This is a genomic window from Streptomyces sp. NPDC051677 (genome assembly GCF_044453465.1).
Lineage (GTDB): Bacteria > Actinomycetota > Actinomycetes > Streptomycetales > Streptomycetaceae > Streptomyces.
Genome location: NZ_JBITCT010000006.1, coordinates 179,317 through 199,987, shown reverse-complemented (window position 1 = coordinate 199,987; position 20,671 = coordinate 179,317). Strand labels below are relative to the sequence as shown.

The following is a 20,671-nucleotide window of genomic DNA, read 5'->3' as shown; positions in this document are numbered from 1 at the left end:
ATCTTTCCGTTCAGACGCTGCCGCTGCGGCGATCTTCCAGAATTGTGCGTACCGCGGTGGTTCGGGCGTCCTGGGAGACCTCGCGGGCATGGGTCGGCACGGCCGGTCGCCGGCGAGGTCGCGCACAGCGACGCCGCCGACGCCCGCACCGCTCATCTCGTACGGGCACGCGGTCGGTCAAGCGACCGGCCGAAGGTCACGGACTCCGACCCTCGACAGGCAGGGCTTGAGCGACAGTCGCGCCCTCGGGCCGCCGTGCCGGTCGTGGCCGGGGCGGCGCTGTTGCTCATCCGACGCCGTGCCGGACTTCCGATGCGTCCGCCCCGACCCGCCGAACGCCTTCACCACCGAAATGCCCTGCACGAACTCGACCACAGAAGCAGAGATCCGGCCCATCGCCGCATCGAACTCCTCCTGCTCGCGCAACCGCTTCGGCGTCATCATCAACGGCACCACGAACGCCGACACCAACTCACCGGTCCGCCGCCGGGAGAGCCGGCCGATCGGCCCCCGCCCCAGCCGCGCCGCCAACCGCCGACGAAACGTCAACTGCACCCGCCCGTCCAGGATGTGCTCGATGCCCGACGACGCGGCCGTGAATACCAGCCGCACGAACAGACCGACCGCGCCCAGGATCACCACGTCCCACACATGGCCGTGATCGACCGGACCCGGCTTCAGCAGAGTGCGCCCCAACTCCACCGCCGCCGGCAACGGCGCCAACCCCGCCACAGCACCGATGACCTGCAGGACCACAACAGCCGCGAAACTCCCCACATGGGGGCGCAGTAGCCGTCCCATGCTCTGTTCCACCGCTGCATCGGCGTCCGACAACGGCTTGGAATGCTCCCTCGCCGCATCTGGGTCGATTGCGTTCATCGCACTCCCATCGATTTAGAAACATGTTCCGATATTACTGTACCTCGGGTTGCGGAGGCTGACGCGTCCGCGGTATCAAATCGAGCCGACCCGAAAAGCCGGTCGGCGCATTGACCGTCCAAAGCTTCCGAAGCCCGTGCAGCATTAACGCCAAGTCGTGAGAAATTCACATACGCATACCCGGGACGGGCGCTGACGGCGTGGGCTATATTCCGATGAAACGCTCATGGCAGTGGCGAGTGAACTCGTTGGGCGAGACTATCGTGTGAACAGATAGGTGCTGGTACCCGTCGGCGGACATCTCTCAGTATTCCGCGATGCCGCGACAACCGGGTCGGCCCGGCATTTAACTGTCCGAGAACTCTCTACTCGACGGGCATCGAACTCGGAGGAAGTCAGACAATGAGTACCCCTGTCTACATCACGTCGGCCGCGTCCTGGATTCCGCCCGGGGAATCGGCGAAGGAAGCGGTGGCCTCCGGCAGGTACACCGAAGACGATTTGAACACCGATAAAATCGCCTGCCTCCCGGTCGCCACGGATGAGATATCGGTTCCGGACATGGGAGTGATCGCCGGGCGCAAGGCTCTCGACCGGGCCGTGCACGTGGTCGGCGGCCAGGTCGATCTGGTCATGCACGCATCGATCTATCACCAGAGCCGCGACCACCACTGGAATTCGGCGCCCTACATCCAGCGTGAGCTGGGAATCACCGACGCCTTCGCGGTAAATGTCGACGGAATGTCGAACGGCGGTATGCCGAGGCTGGATCTGGCGATGGGTCAGCTCGAAGCGGGTCGAGGGACGAGCGCCCTGGTCACCACCGCGGATCGCTTCTGCCCGCCCGGCTTCGACCGGTGACGGGGTTCGTACGGCATCGTCTTCGGCGACGGCGGCACGGCGATGGCGCCCTCCACGACCGGCGGCTTCGCCCGCATCCACTCCATCGCGTCGCTCACCGACACCACCCTGGAACAACTGCACCGGGGCACCGCCCCGTTCTCCAACGCGTACGGGGCGGCCGACGAGGAGAGCCTCCGCGCCTCCAAGAAGTCGTGTCTGGAGCAGGTCGGGCGGGAGTCGGACTGGCCGGAAATCACCACGGATTTCGCCCTGCCCGCCGACGTCACGGAGTGACGCCATCGGCGGGCGTGCCTGCGCTGAATCCTCCGCAGGTGTAACCCGAGGAGAGTCTCGTGCCCTTGGACCGTTTCATCCGTGCCCTGATCAAGTGGCAGGCCGCCGATCGGCCGGCGCCGGCGCGCACGCTCAGCGTGGAGGAGGTACGCCGCCGCTACGCCGCCGGCGCCACCCGCTCGCGCGGCGGCGCCGCGCCGGAACCGGTCGCCGCGGTGGCGGACCAGCTGATCGACGGCCGCGGCGGCAGGTTCGGGGTCCGGACGTATCTGCCGGTCGCCGACCGCGGCCGGCTCGTGACGTATCTGCACGGCGGGGGCTGGATGACCGGCGATGTCGACACCCACGATTCGGTGTGCCGTCGCATCGCCGCCGCTCTCGGCGCGGTCGTCGTCTCCGTCGACTATCGCCGTGCGCCCGAACACCCGCATCCCGGCCCGCTCCAGGACGGGATCGTCGCATCCGAATGGGCTGCCGCCGCCTATCCCGGGCGTGACCATGTGATCGGCGGCGACAGCGCAGGGGGAGCTCTGGCGCTGGCCGTCGCGATGCACCACCGCGACCGCGACGGAATCAGGTTCGCCGCGCAGATGATGGTGTATCCGCCGGCCGATCCGGGCATGAAGTCGGATTCCATGCGCGCCTACGGAACGGGCTACCTGGCGGAAGCCGATGATCTGCGCTGGTACTACGAGCAGTACGTGCCGAATCCGGAGCACCTCACCGACCCGGCGATCGATCTGCTCAACGCCGACCATCGCGGGCTGGCGCCGACGGTGATCGGCACCGCCGAGTTCGACGCGCTGCATGACGAGGGCGTCGAACTCGCGGCTCGTCTGGCCGCCGTCGGCGTTTCCGTGCAGCACGTTCCGGCGCCGGGCCTGGTGCACGGATATCTCCTCATGGCGGACGTCGTTCCGGCGGCAGCGGAGGCGACGTCCGCAGTACTGGCGGCAGTGGAACGGACGTTGACCTCGGTGCCGATCTCGAAGTAGTGGGGGCGCCACGGGAACGGCGAGCCGACCGCTCCGACCGCGTCTGCCGCCCCCACGACCGGAAGGGAAGCGTGATGGGACAGCTCCGTACGCCCGAACGACGACTCGGGGCCCGCATCCTCGGCATCGGCGTGTACCGCCCGACCCGGATCGTGGGCCACGACGACATGCCCGCCCGCGTCGACGCAGGCGACACAGGCGACGCGAGCGACGCAGGGACCCACGGCCGGTCCGGCGTCGTCAGCCGGCGCGTCGCCGGCCCCGACGAGACGGTCGTCACGATGGCGGCGGAGGCGGCCCGCAAGGCGATGGCCCAGTCCGGCGCCCACCCCAGCGAGGTCGACATGGTGCTGTTGGCCACCATGTCCTTCCCGGGGCAGGCCCCGGCCGCCGCAACCCGCGTCGCCCGCCTGCTGGGCGCCCGCTCCGCGGGGAGCCTGGACATCGACGCCGCCTGCTCGGGCTTCTGCTACGCCCTCGGTCTGGCCGACTCGCTGGTCCGCTCGGGCGACGCCCGTACCGTCCTGGTGGTCGGCTCGGAGAAGATGAGCGACCTCGTCGACCCCGCGGACCGCGGCGCCGCGTTCGACTTCGGTGACGGCGCCGGCGCGGTGGTGGTCGGCCCGTCCGACGTCCCCGGCCTCGGCCCGGTGGTGTGGGATTCCAGCGGCGGGCGTCGTCACAGAATCGCCCACGACCTCACCTGGCCTGCCGCCCCGAAGGCGCAGCCGGCCGCCCCGGAGATGTTCCGCTGGGCGACCCGCGTCGTGCCGGAGCTCTCCCGGCAGGCCCTGCGAAAGGCGGGGGTGGAGGTCGCCGACCTCGCCGCCTTCGTCCCCCAGCAGGCCGGCGCCCGCATCGTCGACGTCGCCGCCGCATCCCTGGGCCTGGCCCCGCACACCGTCGTGGCCAAGGACGGCGTCACCGCCGGCGACACCTCCGCCGCGCCGATCCCGCTGGCCATCGACCGACTCCTGTCCCAGGGAACGGTCTCCAGCGGCGGCCTGGCCCTCCTGGTCGGCTTCGGCGCGGACCTCGCCCACGCCGCCCAGGTGGTGACCCTGCCGTGACGAGGCCCGCATACCGCTCGGCTCCCCCGCAGGCGGGGTCGTACCCGTGGGAGGCCGGGCTCGCCCGCGATGCCGTGGACCGCCGCACGCGCCGCCGCCCGACCGAGCGCTGGACGCCGCTCCCTGCTCGGCCGCACCGCCAGGCGCCCGCGGTCTCGTCCCCCGCATCTCGCGGACCGCACAGAACACACGAGAGGCGATGACATGACATCCGACGATGCCTGGAACGATCCGGCCCGTGTACAGCAGTACCGGGACCGGGTCTTCGGCGAGCGGGCGAACCTGCGGGCCGCGCTCGCGGACGCGCAAGGCCACCAACACCGGGTCCTCACCGAGTTACTGGAGCACAACGCCGACACCGAGTACGGCCGCGCCCACTCGTTCGGCGCCATCCGTTCCCTGGACGACTTCCGCAAAGCGGTCCCGATCAACGACTACGCGGCGCTGGCGCCCTGGATCGACCGGATGGCGGCGGGCGAGAGCAACCTGCTGACGGCGGACGACCCCGCGGTGTACTTCACCAGCAGCGGCACCACCGGCGACCACAAGAAGATCCCGGTCACCCCCCGCTTCATGCAGCGCACCTTCTTCCCGTTCTACTACGCGGCCTGGGCGCCCCTGATCGAGCACTTCCCCGATGTGCTCGACCGGCCGGACGCGGTGCTGAACCTCAAGCACGACCCGCGGCCGGTCCCCCCGACGACCGCCTCGGGCCGTCCCCATGTCGGCGCCAGCCAGGTCGACTTCGGTGCGAAGTTCGGCGAACCGCTGTCCGCCGAGCCCGGCACGTCCGCGCCGTGGGGCACGCTCGCGGTGCCCGTCGAGGAGAACGACCACCTGGAGAAGACCTACCTGCGGCTGCGCCTCGCGGTGGAGCACGACGTGCGCTGCGTCATCGGCATCAACCCGGCGATGGTCGCCGCCGTGCCCTACCAGCTGAACCTGTGGTGGCCCCGGCTGGTGAAGGAGATCCGCGACGGCACCCTCGGCGGGGTGCCGTACGGCAGCCCCGCCCCCGAGCGGGCCGCCGCGCTGGAGCGGCTGGCCGACCACTTCGGCACCGTGCGCCCCGCCCATGTCTGGCCCCGTATGCGGGCGTTGTTCTGCTGGACGACCGGCATGGCCACGCTCTACATGCAGCGGCTGCGCGAGGAGTACGGGCCGGGCGTGGCCGTCCTGCCCGCGCCCGTCGCCGCGTCCGAGGGGCCGGTCGGCGTGGCCTTCGACCGACACGGCTCGGCCGGCTCCCTCGTCGTCACCGCCTCGGTCTACGAGTTCCTGGACGCCGAGTCGGACATCCGGCCCGACGCGCCGACCTTGACCCTCGACGAGCTGGAGGCCGGCCGCGACTACCACGTGGTCTTCAGCCACATCGGCGGCCTGTACCGGTACGCGGTGGGTGACGTGGTGCGGGTCGTCGACCGGGTCGGCGGGGTGCCGAGGGTGGAGTACGCGGGCCGTGGGACCCGTTCGGACGCCGTGGGCGAGCGGCTGCGCGACGCCCAGGTCATCCGGGCGCTCGCCGCGACCGCCCGGGACACCGGGCTCGACGTCCGCAACGCGGCCTGCCGGGTGAACCCGGCAGGCGGCAGCGCCGCACACTACGAGTTCGCCGTCGCCGCCCCGGGTGCCTGGAGCGCAACAGAGTCGGATCGTTTCGCCGCCCTGCTGGACAGCGCCATCGGCCGCGAGGCCCCGGCCTACGCGACGGCCCGCTCCACCGGCCGGCTGGACCCCCTGGTCCTGCGGCGCGTCGACGGCGAAGCCTTCCTGCGGGACTGGCACGCCGGCGTCGCCTCCGGCATCCGGCCGACCCAGGTCAAGGACCGGCTGTTCAGACAGGATTTCGCGCTCTGGGAACGACTGACCGGGACCGCGCGGGTCGACGAGGGAGGACAGGCATGACCGAGACACTGGACGCCGTCGAGCGGACCGCGCTGCTGACGGCGGCGCTGCGCGCGGCGGAGAGCAGCCGGGAGGACCGGCTCTACAACGACCCCTACGCCGCTCGGCTGGCCGGCGAGGCGGGCCCCGAACTGCTCGCCGAGATCCGCGAGGCGACGTTCCCCAAGGTCGCCCGGCGGACCCTGCCGAGCACACCCGACTACAACGCCATCCGCACCCGGTTCTTCGACGACTTCCTCCAGCAGGCGGCGCAGGATCCGGACATGCCGCAGATCGTGCTGGCGCCCGCCGGGATGGACTCACGGGCCTACCGGCTCGACTGGCCCGCCGGCATCCGCTACTTCGAGGTGGACCGGCCCGCGGTGCTGGCCTACAAGCAGGAGCGGTTGCGCGGGACTGGGCCCCGGGTCGACCACCACTCGGTCGCCGTGGACCTGACCTCGCCGGACTGGGAAAGCAAGCTGGTGGCGGCCGGTTACGACCCCGACCAGCCGTCCACCTGGCTGTTGGAGGGGCTGCTCTACTACATCCCCCGCGACGACGCGCACCGCATCATCGAACGGGTGGCGGCGATCATGAAACCGGGGAGCCGGATCGCCGCGGACATCGTCAACGAGGCGGCGCTGACCCTGCCGAACATGCGCGGTCTGCTGGACGTGTTCGCCGGCTGGGGCTGCCCGTGGCTGTTCGGCACCGACGAGCCGGAAGCGCTGTTCGACGCGCACGGCTTCACCGTGGAGGCCGCCCAGCCGGGCGATCCGGCCGCCGACTACGGCAGGTGGCCCGACCCGGTGCCGGACCGTGCCGAGACCGGGGTACGCCGGGTGTTCTTCGTCCACGGCAGGAAGGACTGAGATGGCGGACGCCATAGTCGTCGGCGGAAGTGTCGCCGGTCTGGCCGCCGCACTGGCCCTCAGCGGCGCCGGGTACCGGGTCCGGGTGCTGGAGCGTTCCGCGCCGCCGCCTGACGGGCCGGTGGAACAGGCCGTGCGGGAATGGCGCCGGCCGACCGTGCCGCAGGCGGTCCACTCCCACACGCTGACCTCGGTCGGCGTGCAGGTGCTGCGCCGCCGGGCCCCGCAGCTGCTGACCGCGGCGCTGGAGGCAGGCGCGGAACTGCTGGACCTCATCGAGGCGTTGCCTGCGCCGGTCACGGACCGTGCCCGGGAGGTCGGCGACGACGACCTGGTGGACCTGGCCTGTCGGCGCACCGTCCTCGAACTGCTCCTGTACCGGACCGTACGTGACCTGCCCGAGGTCCGCGTCGACCATGCGACGGCGGTCCGCGGGCTGGTGCTCGACGCGTCGTCGCAGCAGGTGCGGGGCGTGCGCACGGACAACGGCGACGTGGTGGAAGCCCCGGTCGTGATCGACGCCACCGGCCGGCGCACCGAGTCCCGCGACTGGCTGACCGCGGCCGGGATCCCGGTCGCCGGGGACCTCACCCAGAGTTGCGCCATCACCGGCTACAGCCGCCAGTACCGGCTGCGCGGCGCCGGCCGTCCCGGGCCGCTCAACCGCGGCAACGCGGCCGGCGGAATCTGGGACCACTACGCCGGCGCGCTGCATCCGGGAGACAACCACACCTTCGCCGTCGCGGTCATGGTGCTCCCCGGCGACCGGGCGACGGACGGCCTGCGCACGCCGGACGGGTTCGCCGCCGCCGCCCGGGCCACCCCGGGCCTCGGCGCCTGGCTCGCGCCCGGTGTCAGCGAGCCGCTCACCGGGGTCCATGTGATCGCTTGCCCGCCGAACGTGCTGCGCGGCACGGTCACCACCCGGCAGCGGGCCGTGGCGGGTCTGTTCGCGGTCGGCGACGCGGCCTGTGTCACCAACCCGCTGTACGGGCGCGGGATGTCGCTGGCCCTGGATCACGCCTTCCGGCTGGCCGACCTGCTGGCCGGCGCGCCGGTGGACGGGGCCCTGAGTCTGACCGCGGCCCGGCTCGCCGAGGAGCTGTTCACTCCCTGGTACGAGTTCTCGGCGCAGGAGGACCGCGACCGCACCGCCCGGTGGAGGGCTGCGAGCGGCGACGATGCGGCCCAGGCGGCGCGAACACAGCCCTCCGGCGGCCGCACGAGCCCCGAACAGCTGCGGGCCGCGGCGCTGACCGACGGGCTGGTCTGGCGGTCCATCACCCGCGTGATCATGGGGTTGACGACCCCGGCCGTGGCCTTCGGCGACGAGAAGTTCCTGGCCCGGGTGGCCCAGGCGCCGCCCATCGACCCGGCGCTGCTGCCGGCGGCGCCCGACCGGGACGAGTTCGTCCGCGTCATCGCGGCGGCGAAGGGAGCGTAGCGGTGTCAACCCTCCAGGCGACGTCGGTGCACGACAGCAGCCGGCCCGAGGCGACGGGGCCCGGGTCTGCCGGGACCGTCCGGCGGCGGGTGCTGCTGGCCCCGATCACGGTCACCCCGTCCAAGCCCCTCACCCCGAGCCATCTCAAGGGACTGCTGTGGACCGATGTGATGTACCGGGCCACCGGGCGGCTGGCTGACGTGACCTACCGGTACAGCCCCACCACCTACCACCTCACCGAGCAGACCCTCGGCTTCTGGGAGTACCTCGACCGCACCGTCGGGGACGCCGACTACTCCGGCCTCTCCGAGGAGCGGATCGGGGAGATGTACGTCGGTCACCGGGCCGAGGGGCGTCGGGTCGGCGCCGCCGCGCTGCGCCCGTACGCCGAGGCGGTCGAGCACCATGGCTGGGTCCATCCGGCGAGCGTCCGGGTGCTCGAACTGTGGGCGGCGCACTACCGGCAGCTCGGCATGCACGACCCCGGCCTCCTCGCCCACCAGCCGCCGGGCCTCGGCCTGGAGGAGGTCATCGATCGTCTCGGCGCCCTGGCCATGTGCCTCGACCAGCGCGTCTACGGCGGTCCGGTCTTCCTGGACGCCACCCGGTACGGGCTGCCGCTGCGCCAGCTCGTCGACGCGCAGGGCCAGCCGAACTATCTGGCCTGCGCGCTCAGGGAACTGGTGCCGCTGGCACCGCGGTTCGACGAGATCGTGCTGCTGTACGACCGCGAGCTGGAATCCGACTACTTGCTGCTGGAGCGCGTCCTGTCCGCCTTCGGCGCGACCGTCCGCCGGGTCACCCTCGGCCGGGTGCCGATCGACGGGCAGATCCGTTCCGCGCGGCACGGCGACTGGCACGACCACACCGCCGCCGCCCTGCTGGGCAAGGCCGCGGCGGAGTACGAGGAGGAGGTGCTGCGGCTCGGCATGCGGCTGTACTTCATCGCCGTGCTGGGCCCCGGCCAGCAGCAGTCCTTCGACCATGACGTGCTGCGGCACAGCCTGACGCGCGCCGCCCGGCTGCTGTCCGGGGGCCGGGACACCGATCCGGCGCCGCTGCCGGACGTCATGGCCCGCCATCGCGGCGACCACCTGTACGTCAATCCGTACCGGCTGACGTCCAGCCTGCTCGCCAAACACCGGCCGGCGCCGACCCCGGACCTGCTCACGGCGGTCTACCTGTGACGATCTCCCAGGAACTGCTCCGTGAAGAGGTGGCCCGGCGTATCGGCGCCGCACGGCCGGAGCTGGCCGCACGGCTCGACCTGCTCACCCCCGACGGGCTGTCGGCCGCACAGGAGGAGATCTCCCGGGCGGCGCAGGACGCGCGGGTGCTGGCGATCTGTGTGCTGCGCGGTTTCGACCTGCCGACGTGGGTGCGGGCCACCTGCGCCTTCGCCGGCCGGATCGACCGGGCGGCGGCCGCCGACTGGCGCCGCGACTTCACCCGTACCGTCTTCCTGGCCGGGAACCCGGACAACCTCAGGGACCGGTTCGTCTTCGGGCATCTCGCCGACGACGGGTCGGCGGCCTGGCAGGACCCGGCGCCCCTGGAGAACAGCGCCACCCTGCGCCGTCTGCTCAAGCTCTTCGACGGGACGGCGGAGCTGCCGACCCGTCCCCCGGCGGTGGTGCGGGTGCTGGCCGACCAGGACCCGCAGGGACGCGTCCCGGTCCGACGTGAGCTGTATGTGGCGACCGCCGGGGTGACCATCGCCGACTGCCTGGTCCACCTCAACCACCTGTTGGTCGAGGCCGTGTTGGACGACGTCGTCGGCCCCGGCGACCAGTTGATCATCCGTCAGGCGCCGTGGCTGCCGGGCCTGGCCGGTCCGTTCGCGGCCCTGCGGATCGCCAACGCCCCCGGCAGGCCGGACCAGTTGCGTGCCTACGCCGCTCTCACCGAGGAAGTCCCCCATGTCTGACCCGACCGCCGGCCCGGACCGCCCGATCCGTCTGGGCTACCCCAGCTCCCCGCAGACGGCCCTCGACCTCCTCGCCGGCGCGGGGCTGAGCGAGGACCGGGCGGTGCTGGAGCCTTATGACCTCACCGACCCGTTCTCGGCCCTGCGCAAGGGTGAACTCGACGTCCTCGTGGTCAAGTTCGGCCCGCAGGAGGCCGACCTCGCCACCAGCGGGGTCCTGCACCACGAGGCGCGCGCCGTCGTGGTGAGCGCGAGCCATCCGCTGGCCGACCGGGACACCGTCTCCGTCGAGGAGGTCGCCGACTACGACGCCTTCGACCGCCCCGGCGCCTTTCCCGCGTACCTGTGGGACGAGATCGTGCCGCCCCGCACCCCCGGGGGGCGCGAGATCCGCCGCCGACACCGGGTGAACACCATCCCGGAGATGATGGCCTTGGTCGTCGGCTCCCACGCGGTGCACCTCTCGGTGGCCTCGCTGGCCGACCTGGCGCCGCCCGCCGTCCGGGTCGTCCCCGTTCCCGATCTTCCGCCCGCCCCGGTCTGCCTGGCCTGGTCCCGCGGGGCGGAACTGCCGGCGCCGGTGGCGCGGTTCATCGCCGCGGCGGAGGCCGCGAGCTCGGTGGCGCCCGGACGGTGACACCGGGCCCCGGCCTCCGCGGGCTTCGCGTCAGCCGTGCAGGATCCGGCGGATCGCGTCGATCTGGTCGCGCACCATCCGCTCCGACACCGCGGCCTCGGTGATCCCCGTGCACGCGTGGAACGTGCCGGGGTAGTGGTGGAGTTCGGTCGGCACGCCCGCCTCGATGAGACGGCGGGCGTAGCCGAGGTCCTCGTCGCGGAACGGGTCGAACTCGCAGGACGAGAGGAACGTGGCGGGCAGTCCCGTCAGGTCCTCGGCGCGGCCGGGAGTGGCGTAGGGCGAGACGTCGGAACGCTCCGAGGCGTCCTTGCCGCCGAGGTAGTGGTGCCAGCTCAGCAGGGCGCTGCCCCGGTCCAGCACCGGCGTGTCGACGAAGGCGAGGGCGGAGGGGGTCTCCAGCCGGTCGTCCAGGGCCGGGAAGCTCAAGCACTGCATCCGCAGCGGCACACCGCGGTCGCGGGCGAGCAACGCCAGCCCGGCGGCCAGCGCGCCGCCCGCGCTGTCCCCGGCGACGCCGAGCCGGTCGGTGTCCACGCCCAGTTCCGCGCCGTGCTCGACGACCCATTCGAGTACGGCGAAGCAGTCGTTCAGGCCGTTGGGGAAGGGGTGTTCCGGGGCCAGCCGGTAGTCCACCGAGAACACCATGACCCGGGCCTGTTCGGCGATGCGCAGCACCGCCGAGTGGTTGGTGTCCAGATCGCCGCTGATCAACCCGCCCCAGTGGGTGTACAGCAGACCGGGCACCGGTTCGGTGGCCCCGTGCGGTCGGTAGACGCGCACGGGCACCTCGGGGGCGCCTTGCGGCCCCGCGACCTTGCGGTCCGTCACCTCCACCGGCTCGGCCGGCGCGTACACGGGCAACTGTGCGATCAACGAGGTCAACTCGGCCCGCACCGCGGCCACATCGGTGTAGTCCGAGGGTTTTAAGTGCGGTGCCCAGGGGGCGAGTTCGGGATCGTACGGGTAGGTCATCGAGTTCCTCTCACTGGGCTGGCGTACCCACGGCCGACGGCACGGCGCCGTGCGCGGCCGGGGCGCCGGGACGCTGTCGTTCGATTCGTTCCCGCGCCGGTCCGCGATCAGCCCTCGCCCACCAGATCGAGGTCTTCGCGGGTCGTCTTCGGCGCGATCACCGGGACGGGCCAGCGACGGTTGAGGGGCGCCGAGACGTCCCGCCACCAGGGATGTGCGGGAAGGTCGCCGGCAGGCTCGAACGGCAGGCCCGGGACGGGCAGGGCGACGGCCTGCCCGACCGCCTTCGCGGCGGCCAGCGTCCACTCGCCGGGCTCCGCCCAGGGGTGCAGCGAGAGGTTGAACGAACCCCAGTGGATTGGGAGCAGGGCGCCGCCCGGCTCGCCTCCCTGCAGGTCGAGGTGGGTCTGGACGCCCTGAGCGGGGTTCATGTGAATGTCCGGCCAGCCGCCCGGCAGCGGCTCGGTGGCCGGGTCGTCGTCGGGCCAGAAGTCCGAGTACGCGCCGATCTGGATCATCGTCGCGTCGAACGGGCCGTGGTCGGCGCCGATGTCCTTGAAGCCGTCGAAGTAACCGGTGTCGCCGCTGTGGTAGATCCGGTGCTCCTCACCGGCGACGACCCAGGAGGCCCACAGGGTGTGCTGGGTGTTGCGGATGCCGCGGCCGCAGAAGTGGCGGGCCGGTGTGGCGGTCAGGGTGAGGCCGCCGACCTTCGTCGCCTCGTGCCAGTCCAGCTCGCGCAGCCGGTCGGCGGAGACGCCCCAGCGTTCGAGGTGGGCGCCGACGCCGAGCGGCACGGCGAACAGGGTGTCCGTGCCGGCCAGTGCCTTGATCGTCGGCATGTCCAGGTGGTCGTAGTGGTCGTGCGAGATCACGATGACGTCGACCGGGCCCAGCGCGGCCAGCGGGAGCGGGACCGGGTGCAGCCGCTTGGGTCCCGCGAAGGGGAACGGGGAGCAGCGCGAGCCCCAGACCGGGTCGAACAGGACCCGCTGTCCGTCGATCTCCGCGAGCACACTGGCGTGCCCCATCCACGTCAGGCGCAGGCCCGTGGGGGGCGACTCCGCCAGGTCGGCGAGGGTGGTGGCATGCACCGGGATCCTGCCCGTGGGGGCCCGGCGGGCACGCTTGTCCTTGTCGAAGAAGTTCTTGGCGAAGTCGATCATCCCGCCGCCCGAGGGGCGGATCCGCGCCGGGCCGCCTGGGTTCTGGAACACCCCGTCCTTGAAGTGGGGCGATCTGCGGATGCGCGCCATGCGCTCACCGCTTGGGTCCGCGCCGAAGGCCTCGGGCTGCGGAACACGGAGCCCGGGGCTCGTGGAACGGGAACCGGACACGGTACCTCCAGGTGGAGTCGCTGAGGCATTCCATTATGGTCGCCCCCTCCGACAACGCGGGGTCGCCCTGGTCACCCTGGGCCCGCGAGCCCGCGTTGACACGGTGCGCACGGCCTTCCGATACTGACCCACTGTTCAGTACCAGCCGTTTCCCGGCACCGCCCGCGCCGGTCGAGGAGCCCGTATGACCGCCCCGTTCCTGTCGCTCACCTGGACCGACCACGTCACCGGCCGCCAGGGCTTCCTGGTCGTCGACCGGCTCGTGCGCAGTGTGTGCAGCGGCGGGCTGCGGATGCGGCCGGGCTGCACCCTTCAGGAGGTGGCCGGGCTCGCCCACGGCATGAGCCTCAAGGAGGCCCTGCACTACGACCCCGAGGCCCGCTACGTGCCACTGGGCGGCGCCAAGGGGGGCATCGACTGCGATCCCCGGGATCCCGGGGCGTACGGGCTGCTGGTGCGCTACCTGCGCGCGGTGCGGCCGTACGTGGAGAGCTGCTGGACCACCGGCGAGGACCTGGGCCTGACCCAGGACCTGGTGGACCGGGCCGCGATCGAAGCGGGTCTCGTCTCGACCGTGCAGGCGGTCTACCCGCTCCTCGACGACGAGACGGCCGCCCGCGGGCGGCTCGCGGCCGCCTTCGCCGTCGAGGTGGACGGCATCGGCCTGGACGAGCTGGTCGGCGGCCTGGGGGTCGCCGAGTCCGTGCTGACCGCCCTGGACCGCGCCGGGGCGGCGTACGACGGAACACGGGTCGCCCTGCAGGGGCTGGGCACGATGGGCGGGGCCACGGCGCGCTTCCTCACGCGCGCGGGGCTGACGGTGGTGGCTGTCGCCGACGTCAAGGGCGCGATCGCCAACCCGGCCGGTCTCGACGTGGAGGCGCTGCTGGCCGCGCGGGACGCGCACGGCGCCGTGGACCGCGCCGTGCTGCGTCCCGGGGACCGTGAGCTGCCCGGCGACGCCTGGCTGTCGGTGGACGCGGAGGTGCTCGTGCCGGCCGCGGTGTCGTACGCGATCGGGGTCGAGGAGCAGGAGCTCATCGGGGCCCGGTGGATCGTCGAGGCGGCCAACATGCCCGTCCTCCCCGAAGCGGAGAAGCTGCTGCACGCGCGCGGGGTGAGCGTGCTGCCCGACGTCGTCGTCAACTCCGGGACGAACGCCTGGTGGTGGTGGACGCTGTTCGGCGACATCGGCGCGGACGCCGAGGAGGCCTTCGCCCACACGCGCCGTTCGATGCGCGCCCTGGTGGAACTGGTGCTGGCCCGGGCGGAGGCGGACGGGACGACGCCCCGGGCCGCCGCGCACACGATCGCCGCCCGGCGCCTGCCGGTGATCGCGGAACGCTTCGGCCACCACATGCCGGCGCCGAGCGGGTCCGCACCGGCGGGGCGCGCGCCGACGGATTAGGGTGACGGCGTGGCGAGGGTCCGGTTGAGTGTGGCCGAGCGGCGGGAGGAACTGCTGCGGGCCGCCATCGAGCAGATCGAGGCGCGGGGCGTGGCGGCGGTCAGGATCGCCGACGTCGCCGCGGCCCTCGGGGTGAGCAATGCGCTGGTGCTCTACCACTTCTCGACGAAGGAGAAGCTGGTCGCCGACGCGTTCGCCTACGCGGCCGAGGACGATCTGGCGCGGCTGCGCAAGCTGGTCGGCCGCCGCACCACGGCGCTGCGCCGGCTGCGTTCGGCCGTGCGCTGGTACGCGCCCACGGGGCAGGCCAAGGGCTGGCGGCTGTGGATCGAGGGCTGGGCGGTGTCGCTGCGCGAGCCCGCGTTGCGGGAGGTCGCCCGGGACCTGGACAGGGAGTGGAAGGCCGCGCTCGCCGAGGTGATCGCGGAGGGTGTGGCCGCGGGCGAGTTCCACTGCCCGGACCCGGCGGGCACGGCCCTGCGTCTGACGGCCCTGCTGGACGGGCTGGCCGTACAGCTGACGTCCTACGCGGGCGCCGTGCCCCGCAGCCGCGCACAGGAATGGGTCGACGAGGCCCTGACCCGGGAACTCGGTCTGCCCCCGGACACGTTGACCCCCCAGAACCGCTGAGCACCCCCCACGGTCACCGCCCCGGGCTCACACACGGGCACGGGACGCGTTTTTCCGGGGTGTCACCGAGCAGGGCGCCCAACAACACCCACGACCGCAACGACCAAGCCGCGCCCACCGGCCACGCACCCCCCGACGCAACCACTGCCGCCCCCCACAACAGACCTCCGGCACAGCCCACGAGAACCACGACTCAACACCGACCAACGCCCTGCCCCACCCAACCACCCCGCCCAGCCCCGCCCCCACACCCGACCCTCACCACCCGACCCCCACACACCACGGCACCACAGCCAACGGCACGCAGCGCACCGAGCCGGACCGACCCGGCCGGGGCCGTCCGGCGGGCCCGCCCGCAGGAAAAGCCCCGGCACCTCGTCAACTGCGGCCAACACCCCGACCCACCCAACCGCCTCACCCAGCCCCGCCCGCACACCCGACCCCCGCCCACCACGGCACCACAGCCGACGGTACGAAGCGCATCGAGCTGGACCGAACCCTCGGGGCCGTCCGGCGGGTCACGGCGCGGGAAAGGGCGCGCCGCCCTCATCGGCGCCGACCGGCGGTCGCCTGATCCGCCGGACGACCCCGGGTCAGTCCAGTTCGTACACCGCTGTCACCGTCGCTGTCGCGCGGATCTCGCCGGGAGCCACCGGCACGGCGCTGATGCCGGGAGTGTCGGCGGAGGCGGGGGCGGGGTGCGGGGAGGTGGAGGCGTCCTCGCTGAGTGAGACGAGGCGGCCGAGCCGGCGGCCGCTGAGGCGGGCGTACTGCTCGGCCTTGGCGTGGGCGTCGTCGTGCGCGGCCTCGCGGGCGCGGGCCCGCAGCGGGGCGGGGTCGGAGAGGTCGAAGGCCACGGAGGTGATGCGGGCCGCGTCGCCGGTGGCGTCGGTGATGGCCTGCAGGACCGCGCCGGTCCGCGCCACCTGGCGCACCTTCACCGAGAAGGACTGCGCGGCCTGATAGCCCTTCAGGCGCGCGGTGCCGCCCGTGTAGTCGTAGACGGGGTTGAGGGAGACGCTCTGCGTGCGGATGTCCCGGTCGGCGACGCCCTGGGCGCGGACGGCGGCCAGCAGCGCGGCGGCCGCCTTGTTCTGTGTCTCCAGCGCGGCCTGCGAGGTCTTGGCGGAGGCCTCGACGCCGGCGCCGACGACCGCGAGGTCGGGCGCCGCGCTCGCGCTGCCCTCGCCGCTCACCGTGACGGTGGCGGTGGCGGTGGCGTGGCCGGCCGGTGCGAGCCGGACGGCCGCGGCGGCCGGGGGCGCGGCGAGCGCCGGGACGCCCAGGGCGAGCAGGGCGACGAGAGCCGCGGCGACGGGCGTACGGGAAAGGGGCATGCGGCACCGGTCCTTCGAGGTGTCGGGCGGGGGGGGGGGGGGGGGGGGGGGCGGCCCGCCCCCCCCCCCCCCCCCCCCCCCCGCCCGCGCACCACTCCCGTGTGCTCACCTCACTGGTGGAGCGGCCCAGGCGGTCACCCGCTCCGGCCCGCTCAGGAGCGCTCAGGCCACGGCCGCGATCCGCATCCTGATGTCGTCCGGCGACAGCGCGCCCTTGGCGGTCACGTGGTCGCCGGAGGACTCCCCGCGCAGCCGGCGTCCGATCCACGGCACCAGGTACTCGCGCGCCCAGTGGACGTCGTCGCGCCGCACGTCGAGGGTGCCGCGCGGCGGGAGCGGCGGCCAGGCCTGCTCCGGGTCGGCCGGTACCTGGAGGCCGAGGACCTGCCCCGCGCGCAGCGCCACGCGCGTGTGCCCCTCCGGGGAGAGGTGGAGCCGGTCGCCGTCCCAGGCCCTGCGGTCCTGCACGGACTTCAGGGACCACAGGTCGAGCACCGGGCAGCCGTACCGGTCGGCGACGGCACGGACATGCCCGTTGTAGGTGGCGATCTTGCCGCGCAGATGCTTGAGCAGGGGAACGCCACGGGTGTCGAAGCCGGTGGTCACCATGACCGTGCCGGCTGCGGCGGTCAGGGACGCGATCGCGCGCTCGAAGCGCTCGGCGACCTCGTCCGGGTCGGTGCCGGGACGGAGGATGTCGTTGCCGCCCGCACAGAAGGAGACCAGGTCCGGGGCGAGCCGCACCGCCCTGGGGAGTTGGTCCTCCACGATCTGGTCGAGCAGCTTTCCACGGACCGCGAGGTTGGTGTAGTTGAAATCGCCTTCGGGCCGCCGGTCCGCGAGAAGTACCGCGAACCGGTCCGCCCAGCCGACGAACGCCCCGTCGGGGCCGGGGTCGCCGACGCCCTCGGTGAAGCTGTCCCCCACCGCCACGTACGACCCGATCACTGATCTGTTGTCATTCTTCGAATCGTCTGCCACAGCAGTTCATGATTCACCTTCGAATGTGACTTACGCGACCGTAGGAAGGGGTTGACGGACGGTGAGATAAGCCACTCCTAAAGAGTTGGCCAATCAGGGAATAAGGGACCACACCCGGAAGTCGTTGATGCGGAAGTGGCTCCACGTGGTCCGGAACGCGAAGTGCCCGCCGGTGTACGGCTCCGGGTCGGTGTAGTCGAAGACGAGCCGCCCGTTGTTCCACCAGCGCACGGCCGAGCCGTCGGACACGATGCGCACCTGGTTCGGCTCGTTCGCGACGAGCAGCGGCTCGGTGTAGTCGTAGACCAGTGGGCGCACCCCGGCCTCGCCGACGTAGCGGCGCAGCCGGGTGGTGGTGTTGGTGTTGGCGCCGTAACCGACGTAGTACGCCTTGAGGTAGTCGTACTCGGCGAGGGCGCCGCCGCGCGGGGTGGCGAAGAGGTCGTCCGGGGAGCGGACGTCGACGGCGTTCCAGAAGTTGTTCAGGTCGGACACACGGTCGTTGACCCCGCCCGCGGAGACGGGCGTGGCGACGTATTCGAGGACGTACGGTCCTTCGAACGGCCGCCTGAACCAGATCGTGGCCCCGGCGGGCACGTCGACCTCCAGGGCGCCGCGGGAGGCGGTGACGGTCCCGCCCTTCTCCAGTTCCACGGCCCACTGGCGCAGACCGTGCCGGAAGTCGTCGTGGGCGATCAGACGGCGGTGGCGGGGCGTGGCGCTCGCGGCGCCGGCGGGGGCGAGGGCGGCCAGGGCGGCTCCGGCGGCGAGGGCTCCGAATGCTCTGCGCGTGGTCGTCACGGGAAGCGACTCCTTCAGTGGGCGGGGTGGTGAGGGACGGCCTGGGCACCTGTTGGCGCCCGGCGGGTCCAGGTGCGGGGACCGGAGACGACGCCGGCTCTTCGGCGTCGGGTGACGTTCATCGGTGCTCCTTCGCGAGGTGTCCGATGAGGGCGACGAGGCGGTCGGCCGCCTTGCGGTGACCCTGGGCGCTCGGGTGGACGGCGCCGTGGAAGTCGCCGTCCGCCGCCGAGAGCCAGCCGGTCGTGTCGACGAACTCCGTGCGAGTGTCGGCGAGTTCGTCGACCACCGCGGCGATGTCGGCGGCGCGCGACCCGTCGAAGGGGCGCAGGGCGAGGATGCGGGCGTGCGGGGCGGCCGACCGCAGGCGCTCGAGGTAGGAGCGGTAGGCGGCACGGAACTCGGTCGAGCCGTAGGCGGTGTCGTTGGTTCCCTGGCTGACGACGATCACGTCGGCGTTGCGGTCCGGGCGCGCCGGGGAGCCCGCGAAGTTCCAGCCGTAGGCGTCACCGGCGGTCGGCACTCCCCCGTTCCCGGTCTGGATCACACCCTGCCGCCCGAACCCGACCTGGGTGAGCGCGGCGTGCAGGGCGTCGGCGACGAGGGTCGGGTACGCGGCCGTGCCGTCGGCGCAGTCGGAGGTGTTGACCTCGCAGAGCGCCATCACACCCTGAGTGACGGAGTCGCCGTAGAACGCCAACTCACCTTTCTTGACCGCATGGTGGGCGAGGAGCCGGCCTTTGATGCCGGTCAGCACGACTCCGGTCTCCAGCGGGGGCGTCCACCGCCCGGCCCGCGAGTAGACGTCCTTCAGGGACAGCTCGACCGTGTGCGGACCCCGCCCGGTCGCCGTGATCGCGAGGTCGGCGCGGTCGACGGCGTACAGCGTCTTCGGGCCCCCGTCGACCGAGACGTACACCTGCGCGGGCACGGTGACCGACGAGACGTCGAACAGGGCGTGGACGGCGCCGCCCGCGAACCGGAACCGCAGCCGGGAACCGGAGTTGACGGTGATCGCGGCCTCGGCGGTACGGCCCCAGTGCCCCTCGTAGGCGAGCCGCCGGTCGTCGGGGCGGACGAGGTCCGTGCCGCCGGCCGCGGCCAGGGCGGGCGGTGCGGCGCCGACCAGAAGCGTCACGGCCGCCGCGGTACTCAGGAACCGGTTGATGACGGTGCGTCGGTCGGCGCCGGGCACGGGACCTCCGAAGAACGGTAGAAAGCGCTTGCCCCCTGACGGAGATCACTGTGGCCCCACCGTGCCCCGCCTGTCGAGGGGACGAAAAGGGCTGCCACGCGGCCGCAATGAAACGATCACGAACACGCAAGGTCCGGTCGGCGGGGCCGGCATGCGGAAACACCGAAGGCCGGACCCGGGGATCGGGGTCCGGCCTTCGGCTGCGTGTCAGGCGTGGTCAGGCGTGTGGCGTGCGGTCGTCGGCGGGGTCAGCCGACGGCGACGCCGTGCGAGCGGAGGTAGGCGACCGGGTCCACGTCCGAGCCATAGTCCGGCGTGGTGCGGATCTCGAAGTGCAGGTGCGGGCCGGTCACGTTGCCGGTCGCGCCGGACAGGCCGATCTGCTGGCCCGCGGTCACGGTCTGGCCGGCCGAGACGGAGAGCTGCGAGAGGTGACCGTACTGGGCGTAGTAGCCGTCGGCGAGCTTGATGACGACCTGGTTGCCGTACGCGCCGCCCCAGCCCGCGGAGACGACGGTGCCCGCGCCCACGGCCTTGAGGGAGGTGCCGGTCGGGACGACGAAGTCGACGCCGGTGTGGTAGCCGCTGGACCACATGCTGCCGGCCACGTGGTAACCGGTTCCGATGGTCGCGCCGGCCACGGGGAGGACGTAACCGCTGGAGGTGCTGGTGGTCTTCTCGGCGGCCTGGGTGGTCGCCTTCGCGGAGGAAGACGAGGACGACGACGAACCGGACGACGACTTGGTGCTGCCGGTCGTGGCCTTCTTGCCGATCGAGAGCTTCAGGCCGGGGTGGATCAGCGACGGGTCGCTGCCGATGGCCGCCCGGTTGTCCTGGTACAGCTTCTGCCAGCCGCCGCTGACGTGCTGCTCGTCGGCGATCTTCGAGAGGTAGTCGCCGGACCGCACGATGTACGTCCGGGTGTTCGTGGCAGCGGTTTTCTTCTGCGCCACCGGAACGGACTGCACGGCCTTTTCGGAAACGGACTGCGCAACCGTCTGCGCAACAGACTGGGAAGCCGACTGCACGGGGGCCGCATGGGCGCCGGTGGCGCCTATGAGCGGAAGGGCGAGCGCGACGCCGCCGGTTCCGGCGACGGCGATGGAACGGGTGAAGCGCTGGGACTTGGGACGGCGGTGCTTACCCTTCGCGGGCATGA

The 20,671-nt window shown here is 72.4% G+C and carries 20 protein-coding genes; 12 read left to right on the top strand and 8 right to left on the bottom strand.

The window, feature by feature from the left end:
• Positions 1-177: 177 nt before the first annotated feature.
• Entirely contained in the window at positions 178-879 is a 702-nt protein-coding gene (locus tag ACIBAF_RS09460) for a hypothetical protein (RefSeq protein WP_399462562.1), read from the bottom strand.
• A gap of 402 nt (positions 880-1,281) precedes the next feature.
• Here ACIBAF_RS09460 and ACIBAF_RS09455 point away from each other — a divergent pair, with 402 nt between their 5' ends.
• From ACIBAF_RS09455 to ACIBAF_RS09410, 10 genes are all read left to right on the top strand, one after another.
• Positions 1,282-1,740 carry a hypothetical protein gene (locus ACIBAF_RS09455; protein WP_399462561.1) on the top strand — a complete coding sequence of 153 codons (459 nt, stop codon included), beginning with the start codon at positions 1,282-1,284 and terminating at the stop codon, positions 1,738-1,740.
• Positions 1,741-1,782: 42 nt separating this feature from the next.
• The gene (locus tag ACIBAF_RS09450) at positions 1,783-2,016 is read left to right on the top strand and encodes a hypothetical protein (RefSeq protein ID WP_399462560.1); all 234 of its coding nucleotides are present in this window, start codon (positions 1,783-1,785) and stop codon (positions 2,014-2,016) included.
• A gap of 59 nt (positions 2,017-2,075) precedes the next feature.
• Positions 2,076-3,011: an alpha/beta hydrolase gene (locus ACIBAF_RS09445; protein WP_399462559.1), complete on the top strand. Its 936-nt coding sequence runs from the start codon at positions 2,076-2,078 to the stop codon at positions 3,009-3,011.
• 74 nt (positions 3,012-3,085) lie between these two features.
• Complete coding sequence (locus tag ACIBAF_RS09440; protein ID WP_399462558.1) at positions 3,086-4,081, top strand: beta-ketoacyl-ACP synthase 3; 996 nt, start codon at positions 3,086-3,088, stop codon at positions 4,079-4,081.
• A 204-nt stretch (positions 4,082-4,285) separates the two neighbouring features.
• Positions 4,286-5,986, top strand: a complete 1,701-nt coding sequence (locus tag ACIBAF_RS09435; protein ID WP_399462557.1) for a GH3 auxin-responsive promoter family protein — start codon at positions 4,286-4,288, stop codon at positions 5,984-5,986.
• Positions 5,983-6,840, top strand: a complete 858-nt coding sequence (locus ACIBAF_RS09430) for a class I SAM-dependent methyltransferase (RefSeq protein WP_399462556.1) — start codon at positions 5,983-5,985, stop codon at positions 6,838-6,840. Before ACIBAF_RS09435 ends, ACIBAF_RS09430 begins: the two co-directional genes overlap by 4 nt.
• Position 6,841: 1 nt before the next feature.
• Complete coding sequence (locus ACIBAF_RS09425) at positions 6,842-8,284, top strand: NAD(P)/FAD-dependent oxidoreductase (protein WP_399462555.1); 1,443 nt, start codon at positions 6,842-6,844, stop codon at positions 8,282-8,284.
• A 2-nt stretch (positions 8,285-8,286) separates the two neighbouring features.
• The gene (locus ACIBAF_RS09420) at positions 8,287-9,471 is read left to right on the top strand and encodes a hypothetical protein (protein WP_399462553.1); all 1,185 of its coding nucleotides are present in this window, start codon (positions 8,287-8,289) and stop codon (positions 9,469-9,471) included.
• A complete protein-coding gene (locus tag ACIBAF_RS09415) occupies positions 9,468-10,211 on the top strand; it encodes a DUF6182 family protein (protein ID WP_399462552.1) in 744 nt (247 codons plus the stop codon). The genes ACIBAF_RS09420 and ACIBAF_RS09415 overlap by 4 nt, the downstream gene beginning before the upstream one ends.
• On the top strand, positions 10,204-10,848 hold the full coding sequence (locus tag ACIBAF_RS09410; protein ID WP_399462551.1) for a LysR substrate-binding domain-containing protein: 645 nt from the start codon (positions 10,204-10,206) through the stop codon (positions 10,846-10,848). Before ACIBAF_RS09415 ends, ACIBAF_RS09410 begins: the two co-directional genes overlap by 8 nt.
• Before the next feature lie 30 nt (positions 10,849-10,878).
• Here the strand turns inward: ACIBAF_RS09410 and ACIBAF_RS09405 are convergent, their stop codons facing one another.
• Together ACIBAF_RS09405 and ACIBAF_RS09400 are read right to left on the bottom strand one after the other, a co-directional pair.
• Positions 10,879-11,823 (bottom strand): alpha/beta hydrolase, encoded by a 945-nt coding sequence (locus ACIBAF_RS09405; protein WP_399462550.1) that lies wholly within the window; start codon positions 11,821-11,823, stop codon positions 10,879-10,881.
• A gap of 107 nt (positions 11,824-11,930) precedes the next feature.
• Positions 11,931-13,160, bottom strand: a complete 1,230-nt coding sequence (locus ACIBAF_RS09400) for an MBL fold metallo-hydrolase (RefSeq protein WP_399462549.1) — start codon at positions 13,158-13,160, stop codon at positions 11,931-11,933.
• Between the two features lie 184 nt (positions 13,161-13,344).
• On the opposite strand from ACIBAF_RS09400, the gene ACIBAF_RS09395 reads away from it, so the two are divergent.
• Positions 13,345-14,568 (top strand): Glu/Leu/Phe/Val dehydrogenase dimerization domain-containing protein, encoded by a 1,224-nt coding sequence (locus ACIBAF_RS09395; protein WP_399462547.1) that lies wholly within the window; start codon positions 13,345-13,347, stop codon positions 14,566-14,568.
• A 9-nt stretch (positions 14,569-14,577) separates the two neighbouring features.
• Positions 14,578-15,198: a TetR/AcrR family transcriptional regulator gene (locus ACIBAF_RS09390; RefSeq protein WP_399462546.1), complete on the top strand. Its 621-nt coding sequence runs from the start codon at positions 14,578-14,580 to the stop codon at positions 15,196-15,198.
• Positions 15,199-15,791: 593 nt separating this feature from the next.
• Here ACIBAF_RS09390 and ACIBAF_RS09385 read toward each other — a convergent pair.
• The 5 genes from ACIBAF_RS09385 to ACIBAF_RS09365 form a co-directional block, all read right to left on the bottom strand.
• Positions 15,792-16,535 (bottom strand): SIMPL domain-containing protein, encoded by a 744-nt coding sequence (locus ACIBAF_RS09385; RefSeq protein WP_399462545.1) that lies wholly within the window; start codon positions 16,533-16,535, stop codon positions 15,792-15,794.
• 162 nt (positions 16,536-16,697) lie between these two features.
• Positions 16,698-17,483: an SGNH/GDSL hydrolase family protein gene (locus ACIBAF_RS09380; protein ID WP_399462544.1), complete on the bottom strand. Its 786-nt coding sequence runs from the start codon at positions 17,481-17,483 to the stop codon at positions 16,698-16,700.
• Between the two features lie 126 nt (positions 17,484-17,609).
• A complete protein-coding gene (locus tag ACIBAF_RS09375; protein WP_399462543.1) occupies positions 17,610-18,317 on the bottom strand; it encodes a DUF6250 domain-containing protein in 708 nt (235 codons plus the stop codon).
• A gap of 118 nt (positions 18,318-18,435) precedes the next feature.
• Positions 18,436-19,512: a GDSL-type esterase/lipase family protein gene (locus ACIBAF_RS09370; RefSeq protein WP_399462542.1), complete on the bottom strand. Its 1,077-nt coding sequence runs from the start codon at positions 19,510-19,512 to the stop codon at positions 18,436-18,438.
• 248 nt (positions 19,513-19,760) lie between these two features.
• Positions 19,761-20,669 carry a peptidoglycan DD-metalloendopeptidase family protein gene (locus ACIBAF_RS09365; RefSeq protein ID WP_399462541.1) on the bottom strand — a complete coding sequence of 303 codons (909 nt, stop codon included), beginning with the start codon at positions 20,667-20,669 and terminating at the stop codon, positions 19,761-19,763.
• Between the last annotated feature and the right edge of the window lie 2 nt (positions 20,670-20,671).

Bases quoted from the DNA above. Each gene is read 5' to 3' on its own strand.
- ACIBAF_RS09460 (WP_399462562.1), bottom strand. From the start codon at position 879: ATGAACGCAATCGACCCAGATGCGGCGAGGGAGCATTCCAAGCCGTTG.
- ACIBAF_RS09455 (WP_399462561.1), top strand. From the start codon at position 1,282: ATGAGTACCCCTGTCTACATCACGTCGGCCGCGTCCTGGATTCCGCCC.
- ACIBAF_RS09450 (WP_399462560.1), top strand. From the start codon at position 1,783: ATGGCGCCCTCCACGACCGGCGGCTTCGCCCGCATCCACTCCATCGCG.
- ACIBAF_RS09440 (WP_399462558.1), top strand. From the start codon at position 3,086: ATGGGACAGCTCCGTACGCCCGAACGACGACTCGGGGCCCGCATCCTC.
- ACIBAF_RS09435 (WP_399462557.1), top strand. From the start codon at position 4,286: ATGACATCCGACGATGCCTGGAACGATCCGGCCCGTGTACAGCAGTAC.
- ACIBAF_RS09430 (WP_399462556.1), top strand. From the start codon at position 5,983: ATGACCGAGACACTGGACGCCGTCGAGCGGACCGCGCTGCTGACGGCG.
- ACIBAF_RS09425 (WP_399462555.1), top strand. From the start codon at position 6,842: ATGGCGGACGCCATAGTCGTCGGCGGAAGTGTCGCCGGTCTGGCCGCC.
- ACIBAF_RS09410 (WP_399462551.1), top strand. From the start codon at position 10,204: ATGTCTGACCCGACCGCCGGCCCGGACCGCCCGATCCGTCTGGGCTAC.
- ACIBAF_RS09405 (WP_399462550.1), bottom strand. From the start codon at position 11,823: ATGACCTACCCGTACGATCCCGAACTCGCCCCCTGGGCACCGCACTTA.
- ACIBAF_RS09395 (WP_399462547.1), top strand. From the start codon at position 13,345: ATGACCGCCCCGTTCCTGTCGCTCACCTGGACCGACCACGTCACCGGC.
- ACIBAF_RS09385 (WP_399462545.1), bottom strand. From the start codon at position 16,535: ATGCCCCTTTCCCGTACGCCCGTCGCCGCGGCTCTCGTCGCCCTGCTC.
- ACIBAF_RS09365 (WP_399462541.1), bottom strand. From the start codon at position 20,669: ATGCCCGCGAAGGGTAAGCACCGCCGTCCCAAGTCCCAGCGCTTCACC.